Annotated in this window: 6 protein-coding genes; 5 read left to right on the top strand and 1 reads right to left on the bottom strand. The window is 51.9% G+C overall.

Translation table 11 applies throughout. The features are described 5' to 3' along the window. Positions 1-382 precede the first annotated feature (382 nt). From H8K04_05380 to H8K04_05390, 3 genes are all read left to right on the top strand, one after another. Positions 383-2,086, top strand: coding sequence for a PAS domain S-box protein (locus H8K04_05380; GenBank protein UVT16985.1), 1,704 nt, complete (start codon positions 383-385; stop codon positions 2,084-2,086). Positions 2,087-2,339: 253 nt separating this feature from the next. Next, positions 2,340-4,271, top strand: a complete 1,932-nt coding sequence (locus H8K04_05385) for an acyltransferase (GenBank protein ID UVT16986.1) — start codon at positions 2,340-2,342, stop codon at positions 4,269-4,271. Positions 4,272-4,401: 130 nt separating this feature from the next. Beyond that, positions 4,402-6,624 carry a heparinase II/III family protein gene (locus tag H8K04_05390; GenBank protein UVT16987.1) on the top strand — a complete coding sequence of 741 codons (2,223 nt, stop codon included), beginning with the start codon at positions 4,402-4,404 and terminating at the stop codon, positions 6,622-6,624. Positions 6,625-6,741: 117 nt separating this feature from the next. On the opposite strand, the gene H8K04_05395 is transcribed toward H8K04_05390, so the two are convergent. Further along, positions 6,742-6,957: a hypothetical protein gene (locus H8K04_05395; protein UVT16988.1), complete on the bottom strand. Its 216-nt coding sequence runs from the start codon at positions 6,955-6,957 to the stop codon at positions 6,742-6,744. An 826-nt stretch (positions 6,958-7,783) separates the two neighbouring features. Here H8K04_05395 and H8K04_05400 point away from each other — a divergent pair. Both H8K04_05400 and H8K04_05405 read left to right on the top strand, forming a co-directional pair. Next, positions 7,784-8,941: a DegT/DnrJ/EryC1/StrS family aminotransferase gene (locus H8K04_05400; protein UVT16989.1), complete on the top strand. Its 1,158-nt coding sequence runs from the start codon at positions 7,784-7,786 to the stop codon at positions 8,939-8,941. Next, positions 8,941-11,487, top strand: a complete 2,547-nt coding sequence (locus tag H8K04_05405; GenBank protein ID UVT16990.1) for a polysaccharide biosynthesis protein — start codon at positions 8,941-8,943, stop codon at positions 11,485-11,487. Before H8K04_05400 ends, H8K04_05405 begins: the two co-directional genes overlap by 1 nt. Positions 11,488-11,555: the final 68 nt, after the last annotated feature.

Genomic DNA, 11,555 nt, shown 5'->3' on the forward strand with positions numbered 1-11,555 from the left:
CAGTTTGGAAGTCTTCTCTAAATAATCGATTTCGGCGGTACCCGCCTCGATGCTGGTAAGCGTTCTTGTACACGAAGTAGAGTGAGTCGACCTCGATGGGAAGAGGCTCCACGAATATGTGACGTCGCTGCAAACCATTGAGAGGCAAGGCTTTAGGCTGAGTTCCTCGTTAAGTGAGATCGTTCGATTGAGTGAGGTGATGTCGCTCCCATCGGTGCCACGTACGCGCACCTCCGATGTAACGTAGTATTAACTTGCAATTCTAAACCTTAAGAAGATATATGCTCCTGCCGCACAGAGCGGACCTTGTGCTCAATTCACGTTATCGCTGTTATATATTGGGCGTAGCTGCTCATAAGAGATCATACAAAATCGGTGAAGCATGAACCAAGTCCCCAATCCTAATACCAAACGAGTCGTGATCGGACTGACATTAGTGTTATTCGTCTCCGGTTATTTGCTCGTCGTGAAGGCCGGCGTTTCTGATATTCGGCAATTGTTCAGTTTTCTGGTCGCTTCGTATCTTGTGGTCTGGGGTGGCTATGCACTCGCTACGACTATTCCACGGGACGAGATCAGAACCCAGTTTGTGCTGCTGACGTTCGCCCTTGGAATGGGGTTGCTCTTAATAGAACTCCCTGCTTGGTTTAGAATAATTGATTATCGAGAGCTCTTTGCCGTCACGGGGAGCCTGCCATGGGAACGACCTCACTATGTGCCCGATAGGGAACTCCTGGCAAAGCCCGAATCTCATTATACCGTCAAGATGCAGTTTAGCCGGGGGAATATTGGGCAGGTGCTCTGTCTTCCGCCGCACCCATCCGAGCCGTTCGAGCTGAAGTACGATCAAAACGGGTTCCGAAATGAGGAAGATCTGACGACTGCCGAGGTAGCGGTCCTCGGCGATTCCTATGTCGAGTCTCCAATGCTGCCCGCTTCGCAGTTGGCGACGACCGAGCTGGCGAGACTCACGAGAATGTCCGTTGCTAATTTTGGACAATCCGGTTACGGCCCGCAACAGGAACTGGCGGTTCTCAAGCGCTATGTGCTCCCACTGCATCCCAAAACCGTCGTCTGGGTGTTTTATGAGGGTAACGATCTCCTCGATGCTCGCGGCTACCCGGACACGGTGTCGCTGCTCCGAACTCGATGGGATTCTTTGGATGGCTTTTGGGAACGCGCATTCACCAAAAATTCTTTGTCTTGGCTGACGCGGTTTCTCAACGGATGTGTTCCCAACCCATACGAAAAGCTTCAAGCAGCGCGTGCCACGGTTGTTGACCATGAAGGGAAAGCACACCGGCTGTATATCAAGGGGCGGTTTAACTCAGTGAGCCTTACTACGCAGGAACTTCATGACCTGCAAATGACGGTGGACGTGATCCAGGAGGCCTATCAGCTTGTTCAGCAAGAAGGGGCGCGGTTCATGGTCGTCTTCGCCCCGCATGCGTTCCGCGTCTATCATGATCTCGCCCATTTCCAGGGAATCGGCGGAGGAGTGACTCGGTGGGACGTCAATGATCTCCCCGAGCGTCTGCGCCAGATGATGGCCGACATCTCTCCCGAGATCGATTACCTTGATCTCACGCCTGCTCTCCGGTCGGCTGCGCGCAACAACACGCTGGTATTCCTGCCAGATGATACCCACTGGGCAAGCGATGGGCATCAAGTGGTTGCTCAAGCTCTAGCCAAGGCCCTCACGTTTGGAACGAGAATGTACGCGAAGCAGCCCTCACCCGACCAGTTGAATGGCGAGGGTGTCCTTGCCTCCGACGCGATCATGGTCCGCAATCTCGATGGGACGATTCGGTACTGGAGCACAGGAGCGAAGAAACTGTATGGGTGGGAACCGGAAGATGCCCTGGGAACGACGTCTCATCGCTTGCTCAAAACCGTGTTTCCAGTCCCACTTGACATGATCGAGGAAATGCTCCGCACGACGGGATATTGGGAAGGTAAGCTCGTCCATAAACGCCGAGACGGATCACAGGTCATCGTGGTCAGTCATTGGGAGCTTCAACAGAACCCCAAGTCTTCCGATCGGTCCAGCACCATCGTCGAGGTCAATCGCCGCACTGAATCCTAGCCGTGACGGGCCAGATCTTGCTATTCTGTGTCCACGAAGCTGGACTCTTGCCGAGTCTAGATCACGTGTGACGGAAGGCAACGACTGCAGTATCAGCATATTCCATCGACTTCTTGCCGAACTCCATGAACTTCGTTGGTTGCACTCTGACTACTTCATTCCTAATAACGCTGCCAAGTAAATGAGCCTGCACGAGCGTTCACCGACGTTTCGCCCAGACATCGAAGGACTGCGTGGAATCGCGGTCCTCATTGTGGTCTTATTCCACTGCGGTTTCCCAGGGTTGTCCGGTGGGTTTATCGGAGTCGATGTTTTCTTTGTATTGTCCGGTTTTCTGATAACTGGAATGTTGGTCAAGGAGATCCAGGAAACTTCAAATCTTAACCTGTTGCAGTTTTATGCGCGCCGCGTCCGTCGGTTGCTTCCTGCGTTTGCGCTTACCCTCATCGTGAGTCTGCTTGTCGGAGCATTCATTCTGTCTCCACATGAGCTGGATTTAGCCGGACATGCCGGTCGAGCCGCTGCACTCTACATCAGTAATATTTTTTTCGACATTCAGGCCGGAGATTATTTTGCTCGTGACGTGAAATCAAATCCGCTGCTGCACACGTGGTCGCTCGCTGTAGAGGAGCAGTTCTATTTGTTCTGGCCGCTGCTGCTGTTAGTGACTTTACGGTTGTGGAGAACGACCAAAGCTCTAGCGACGACGCTTTCCGTACTGACGGTCGTTTCGCTGGGTGTCGGTGTTTGGTACACCGGGAAGGGGAGCACCTTTGCATTTTATGAATTGCCGGCACGAGCTTGGGAGTTTGGCATCGGTGGGTTGGCGAGCTTGTCTACTCGTGGCGTGTTTATCATACCGCGCATGTGGTCGTTCGCTTTGGGTTGGGTTGGGATCCTTGCAGTGTTTGGTGCCGCCCACTTCATCGCCATTGTGAACGACACGAACTTCCCTGGCTGGATTGCCCTCATTCCTGTCCTGGGCACTGCCGCAGTATTAGTTGCAGAAACGGAATCCTCAAGCGGCGGAGTTGGCAGTGTCCTCCGCACTGCTCCACTGCAGGTCCTTGGTAGACTTTCTTATGCTTGGTACCTTTGGCATTGGCCTTTCCTCGTATTTTCAGAGGTGCTATTCCCGAACATTACCCTGCCCGGAAAGGTTGTCGTCGCAGCTGCGTCTCTGATGGTCGCAGGCCTCAGCTACCATCTTGTCGAGAACCCAGTACGGTATCATCCCGCTTTGCTTAAGCGTCCAATATTGTCGGTGTGTTTCGCCGGAGTTATAACGGCGTGTCTGTTTGGGGCTGCGGCTCTATCCATGCAGTTCGCAACACAACTGGCAGAGGAGCCTGAGATGAAGGCGGTCTCTGCGGCGATTCATGACGGCTATAGGCTTCCGAAGCAACGCTGTGTGACCGATATCCAATCAGCTGAAGTCAAAACATGCGACTTCGGAAACTCATCATCAGCAGTCACTGTCGTATTGTTTGGCGACTCACATGCGATGCAATGGTTCAATCCGTTAGAGAAGTTAGCGGAGCTAAACGGATGGAAGTTAACAACGGTGGTGAAATCCTCGTGCCACTCGTTCGACATCCGACCGCTTGGTCACAAGGCGGCGAACCTTGATTCTTGTGCGCAGTGGCGTGAGACAGCACTCAAGCAAATTGTTGCTATGCGCCCCACGATTGTGATTTTGGGAAACCTGACCACCAGCCTTGGACAGAAAGATCGAGCCAACCCATGGATCACACATTCACTTCGCGATTTGACGGAGGGGACAAGGCGAACCGTGCAAGCCCTTGAAGGCTTGCGAGTCGTTATCATACGCGATATTCCGTATTTCCAATATGACATCCCGACCTGCCTCGCCAGATCCATCCGGCACTCCTGGTATCCCGGCGGCCTCTGTGAGGCAGACCGTTCAATTGTCCTCAATCCTGCAGTTTTTGAGTCGGAACGAGCCGGGACGCAAGGTCTGACCAATGTTCGGTTTATTGATATAACCGACCGCATCTGTCAGAGTGACACTTGTAGGCCGTTTCAGGGAGATACAGTTATTTACCGAGATCGCCATCATGTGACTGGCAGCTATGCTGACAGCCTGATGGCAACCTTGAACGAGGAATTGCTTACAATCGCGAAGGCCCCTGTTGATGCAGCCTCTGTCGTCGAAGATCCATGAGCATGTCATGCTGACTGGTAACCTCCGCACCTACGAACCCCGGTAAGATACATTTTTTCAGTGACACGACCGACCGAGTTCCTCCATAGTCATTAGTCATTTCGAAGACATCAAGGTAGTATTGACGCACATGAAGAAAGACCAGCCCATGCTGCGTGGCGCAGCCTATTTTATCGCGCCAGCCCTCGTACTCTGTGCCATCTGGTTTACCGTCTTCACACGCTACTACGTCCCAAGTCCGGTCATCTCGAAAGAGGTGATCGAGCGAGGGCGCCAACAGCCATCGAACGTCGTTCTCGAGGAACTGAGCAAGTTTCGCTTTTTTGATGATGAAAACCATCTCTTTACTGTTGAGGAAGCCGAAAAAATTCTGCAAGGACAATATGGGTATCTTGGCGAACCTCCCAGGCCGGTTCATCTGCCTTTTGATTCTGCGGATATCGATCAAGGCTCACCTAACTGGCAACTGTTCCACGGACGTCTGGTCATCCCGCGCATATTACTTGCCGCGTACCGCGAGACAGGAAGTGAAAAATTCTTCCTGATGGCGCGCGATATCATTCTGGGGTGGGCAGCGTATGAACGGCGAGCTCTCATCCCGAAAGGGGCCTTGTGGAATGATCACGCCGTTGCGGAACGTGTTTTGGCCCTTGCGGAATTTTGGGCTGTGTACCGCCATCACCCTAGCTACAATGCCGATGTCGCCGAAGCCCTTTTTGTGTTTGCCGCTCGTAGCGGGATTTTTTCGGCCGATCCTACACGGTTCACCTCTTCGTCAAACCATGGGGTCATGCAGAACTTAGCGCTATGGCACCTGAGCCTGGCATTTCCATCTCTTCCTGAGGCCTCCCGCTATTCACAGCTGGCCGTTGAGCGGTTGAGGAAGCAGATGCCTTTTTACATTAGCGAGGAGGGGGTGGTCCTGGAACATTCAGCCGGTTATCAGAAGACCGGAGTAGACTTCCTTAGTATGGCTTTTAGGTATATGACATTGCACGGAATGGACGTTCCCGACGAGTGGCGACACACGTATGAGAAGACCAAGGAAGTATACGCGCGACTCCGAAGACCGGATGGCTCCCTGCCGATGTTCGGCGATACCGAGGGCGGCATTCACCTGCCGGGACCGGTGCTTTCCGCGTCAGTGCCAGGAGGGATATACGGCCCGCTACAGGGCAGGCTGGAGTCGGTACAGCCTCAAACTGCTCTGTACCCTATTGGTGGATATTCGATATGGTGGGATGGGTTGACTAATTTGTTAGGCTCCACCCAAACCGTTGTTGCCTGGTCGTACTTTCCCAATCATGCCCATGTGCACGCGGACGAGATGAGTGTATTGCTCTGGGCTCGGGGTCAGACATGGTGGACCAACGTCGGCTACTGGCCCTATGGCACTGAGGAGCGTCGTGAAGCGGAATCATGGAATGGCTCTAATGCCCCACATTTAGCGGGTGAGAATGTCGCGAGTCCACGCAAGACGCGGCTCCTCGGTGAGACTCGAAGGGACCGGCTCTCCTTCATCGATTTGGAAAGAACTGGGCCGCAGGGATATGTGGCACGTCGCCAAGTGGCGCAAGCCCTGGGTGATCTTTGGGTGGTTCTCGATTACACCAGAGGCCATGATAAAGATCGAACTTCTACTCTATGGACCACTGCGCACGATGTAGAAGTACGAGAGGGACAGATTCCAGGGTCGTACATTCTTTCAAGCCCATCGAACACGGCCGTGATGAAAACCTTTATTTTAAGCTCTAGTGGGGAGATATACCAGTATAAAGGCAGCCGATCGCCGTTTGCCGGATGGCAGATGGCTGCCGGGGAGGTTCCTAAGCCTGCCTCAGCCATCATGGTCGAGCAGCCAGCCAGCGATTCCTGGTCAGTGGCCATCTGGTCGTTGGACGATGCCAGATCACAGGCGAAGCAGATTGCAGTCGTGCCATCCATGCAGTCGTGGAAGGGGCCTGAGAACTGGACGATTGTGGTTCCTAGAGGCTCAGGGGCGATTCGACTGTCGCGCGAGTCGGATAAAATATCGTTGGCAGAGGGCGGTGCCTCCCTCTCGAGTATGCTCGGACTGGCAGCGTCTGAAGGAATCGATCGGAAAGTGGCAGAAATTTACACAGCTACGGAAGATGCGAAGCGAGAGTATCGCAAGCCAAGGGTTCGCGATGAGATCGCCTATCGATTCAGAATGACATATTTTGCGATTGCATTGTTCGTTTTTCAAGAAGTGTTCTTTTTCGCCTACGAAAGATTTTTCTCCTATGGCTATACGCTCTTGCGCGGACTCAGCCTAATAGGCTGGATTTTGGTGGGTATCTGGCTTACTGTAATCAAGATGTCCTTGATTTGATCTGGCCTTCCCAGGCTTTCACGGGACATCCTCTTCAAGCTGTTAAAAATGATTTGTCCACCGTGTTATCGCAGCAAATCAGAGGGGTCTCGTACGCGCCGTGGCTTGCCGCGACGATCAGGTCAAGCGATCGCTGATCTTCCAGTCAAGGAATGCATCTCGCCATAGGTTTTTCCAGCCGAATGTGTCGTTGCTCAGAACCTGGACGCCTATCAGTCGCAGTGTGCCAAACCGTAGGAGGCAGGCCGATTCAACGGCCAGCTCGGCTTCCTTCTCGTGACTCAGCAAGGCAAACTGATAGCCGATGACCTCGCGATTGTGACTGTCGAGCACCGCGATGAGATACGCCTAGCCAACATGCTTACAGAGAACATGCCCCATATCGCTGGTCCACCGGTATTACTCCGACTCACCTGACGCACACGCCGCATCTAACACCCTCCCAGCAGCCTGTCTGTCGCGCGTCGGATATCTAATGGGTTAGGACAATACCTCCAGAAGGATATCGTTGCCGAGCGAGATCTCGATATTCTGTTTCAGCTTCTTGATTTCATCACCGTTCGACCGACTGCAGAGCGCGTTTCCGGCCGCCCCAAGGCACTTCTCTGTCAATCCTCGACCTCGGTCACGGTGAACACGTGGGTGTGGGCGGCTTCGGCCGGGATCGGGGGCTAAAAGTAATGGGTCATGTAAATCTGATCAGAGGGTTCTCAGTTTGGTATGCTCATTCTTCATCGAGAAAGGATACATTTGGCGACGATTGTGATGCTGTCGAGTACATGGAGCTTATCCGGAGAGAGGTCCTGGTCGAAGGCATTTTAGGGCATGCCGAGCCCGGAAACGACAGAGAGAGTTTGGTGATGGAATGGCACTCAATGAGGAATACACAGTATTTTCTTAGGCGGCCAGATTGATAGCATCATCATTTTTTCACCCCCTTGAACTAAGAGAAACAATTATAAACTTCTAATCTTATTACTCTGTAATAGCCTTGAGTCTTTTCAATGTTATAGGATGACCGATACAGCCAAGGCGGAGCTATGCATGGAATCAGATACCTCTCTCATGGCCCCCTCCAAAGGTGGGTTGTGCTTTCTCACGGTTGTGGGAAAGTGTAGAACTTGTGAGCTAGCTCTCTAAGCCTAAAGGAGATCTGTGAATGAAAGACTTTTTGCCGTTTCATAGGTCTGATGTGGGTGAAGAAGAGGTATCAGAGGTGGTGGAGGTCCTTCGCTCGGGCTGGTTAACGACGGGTCCAAAAGTGAGAGAGTTTGAGCGAGAGTTTGCTGCGATGGTCGGAGCCGAACACGCGGTCGCCGTTAATTCCTGTACTGCTGCACTTCATCTAGCCCTTGAAGCAGCCGGCGTGGGTGAAGGAGATGAAGTGCTCGTTCCGACAATGACTTTTGCCGCAACGGCAGAGGTAGTTACGTATTTCAATGCACGGCCGGTCCTGATCGATTGCCTGCAAGATTCGTTGAATCTGGATACGGATCGCATTGAAGCGGCCATCACGAACAAAACCAAAGCGATCATACCCGTCCATTTTGCTGGACATCCGTGCGATCTGAAGCCAATTCAAACGATAGCACAGAGACATAACCTGCATGTAATTGAGGATGCGGCGCATGCCCTGCCGGCGCGATATCACGGCAAGATGATCGGCGGCATTTCTGATGCCACCTGCTTTTCATTTTATGCGACGAAGAATATCACCACCGGTGAAGGGGGTATGGTCACCACCAATAATGCCGAGTGGGCCGCTCGCATGCGAATGATGAGCCTTCATGGGCTCAGTCGGGATGCCTGGAATCGCTACTCTGCTCAAGGGTCCTGGTATTATGAGATACTCTCCCCAGGGTTTAAATACAATTTGACTGATATCGCTGCGGCGCTTGGGTTGGCCCAGTTGAAGAAGTGTGAACGGTTTTGGAAAGGACGTGAGCGATATGCCGCCATGTATCGGGACGGTTTCCAAGATCTTCCCGAGATTATGTGTCCTCAAACAGCCTCTCATGTGCAGCACGCATGGCATCTGTATGTGATTCAATTGGATTTGGATCGGTTGCGGGTCGGTCGAGATGAATTCATCCGTCAATTGCAGCAAGCTGGCGTTGGATGCAGTGTACATTTCATACCCCTTCATTTGCACCCCTACCACCGTGACATGGGAGGCTACCGACCGGAAGATTTTCCCGCTTCAAGCATGGTATTTCAACGGATCGTTTCATTGCCGTTGTATTCAAAGATGACGGAAGACGAAATGAATCGTGTGATCGATACCGTCCGTGATCTTGTCGAGAGGAACCGACGGTGATGAAACGCGCATTTGATGTGTGCATGGCCGCTTTGGGACTGGTTGTCACGGCGCCTCTTCTAGCGGTTATTTCTATTTTGATTAAGTTAGACTCGCTGGGGCCGGTGATCTTCCGACAGGTTCGCGTGGGACGGGGATTTCGTCCGTTCGAGATACAAAAATTTAGGACTATGGCTGTGGATGTTTCTGGGAGCAGTTTGCCTCTCACGGTCGGACGAGATGCTCGTATAACGAGAGTTGGTCGAATTTTGCGGAAGTATAAGCTCGATGAGCTGCCTCAGCTGCTGAATGTCCTTGTAGGTGATATGAGCTTTGTCGGCCCGAGGCCAGAAGTTCCACGTTATGTTGAAAGCTTACGTTCTGAATATTCCGAGGTGCTCGCTGTTCGTCCCGGGATTACCGACCTGGCCTCGTTGAGATACATCGATGAAGCGACGCTTCTAGCGTTCTCCTCCAACCCGCAAGAAGAATATCAGCTCAAAGTCCTTCCCGAAAAACTTCGATTGGCCAAGCTGTATATTCGCCATATGTCTCTGCGACTCGATTTCGCCATAATCATGCAAACTCTCCTGCATATTGTTAGGTTGCCGATCGTAGTCTTTACGCTTCCGGAACTAAAAGCCGCTGTAGAACTTCCTTCGTCTTCTCCCTGGACTACCCTGGGGGCCTTCGTCACAAAGTGGCGTAGGCCAATCATCGTTGTGCTTGATGTAGGTCTAATAGTTTTGGCGAACTATTTGGCATTTGTGTTGAGATATGATGGAAGCATTCCTGTAGGTGAGATGGGTACGTTCGAGCAAACAGTGCTTGGGTTGGTTGCCATTAGAGGCGTGGCGTTTGCATTGTTTGGGCTCAACGAAGGTTTATGGAGATACACGAGTATTTGGGATCTTCAGTATATCCTTGCCGGAGTCTTGACCAGTACGGTGGTCTTTTATGGTTGGGTCCATTGGATAATGGAGATACACAGTTATCCACGTTCCATATTTGCTATCGACGCCATTCTACTTATTGGTTTTCTTGCCGGAGTGAGACTGCCATCGAGGGTGCTTCGCGACAAAGCGATTTTTCAGAAGAAACGGAGGGTGCTGGTTGTCGGGGCGGGCGATTCAGGGGAACGGGTCGTACGTGAGATGAAAACTCGTACGGTATTCAACTGTCAACCGATCGGAATCGTTGATGACCATGTTGGGCTTCTCAATCAACGCATCCACGGAGTCCGAGTCTTGGGCGGCGTGAGAGACATCCCAAAACTTGTAGAAGAGCTCAAGCCCGAAGTGGTCGTGGTTGCTATCCCTGAGGCAACGCCTGATTTTCTTCGAGGCCTTGTCATCAAGTTAGAGCCATATGACATCTCAATTAAGACACTGCCTGGGAAAGAGGAACTTCTCACTGATCAAAGTACAATTAGCCAGATGCGCAATATTTCTGTTCCAGACCTTCTGTCTCGTGCACCTATAGATTTGGACAATGAAGCAACGAAGCAGATGGTCAGAGGCAAGAGTGTCTTAATCACGGGTGCAGGTGGCTCGATCGGCTCGGAATTGGCTCGTCAAATCACATTGTTTGAGCCAAAAGTGCTATTGCTTTATGAGCGCCATGAGAATAGCTTATACAACATTCATAAAGAGTTAGATGATCGGAAACTCGGATTTCCCGTCATTCCCTTGATTGGGGACGTTACTGATGCTCATCGACTCTGTACGGTATTGGAGCAGCATAAGCCTCAGATTATGTTCCATGCTGCAGCGCACAAGCATGTTCCACTCGTGGAGCTGAATCCACTTGAAGCCGTAAAAAATAACTGCATTGGCACACGGGTCACTGCAGAGGCGGCAAGCCTCTACGGAGTTGAGCAATTCGTTCATATCTCGACTGACAAGGCGGTTAATCCTTCGAGTGTGATGGGAGCCACTAAACGGGTGGCTGAACTCATCATTCAAGACATTGCGAGGACAAGTCAGACGCGTTTCCTTCTTGTGCGGTTTGGCAATGTTCTTGGCAGTAGCGGGAGTGTATTGCTACGCTTTCAGGAGCAGATTAGGGCTGGTGGACCGGTGACCGTCACGCATCCTGAAATCAGACGTTACTTTATGCTCATCCCTGAAGCCGTTCAGTTGGTCCTTCAGGCGGCAACGATCGGCGAACAAGGCCACATTTATATTCTTGACATGGGGGAGCAAATCAAAGTTCTCGATATTGCGCGGAGCCTCATCAGGTTGTCAGGATTTATTCCTGGCAAGGACATTCCTATTCGATTCGTTGGCCTTCGTCCAGGGGAAAAGCTTTACGAGGAATTGGTCGGAGAAGGAGAGGTTGCAGTGGGCTCCTCACTGGATAAGATCTTGCAGATTCGGACAATTAATCGGCTCGACTTCGAAGAGTTTCGGGCCAAGCTAGCTGCGCTAGAGGCAGCAAGTTATGGGGACGAGATCAATACGGTGCTCGAACGACTGAAGGAAATTGTCCCGATGTTTCGAACTTCCGTTTCCGGCACGGAGTTTTTGGCGGTTTCGAGCGGTGTTGATGCTGCTATCCGTAAATAGATATGTTGCTCGAAATGCCGATGACATTTCTCTATACCAGGGCTAGTTGTACGGTGTGGGCTTCTTTG

Origin of the sequence: Nitrospira sp., from assembly GCA_024760525.1 — a bacterium.
Taxonomy (GTDB): Bacteria; Nitrospirota; Nitrospiria; order Nitrospirales; family Nitrospiraceae; genus Nitrospira_D.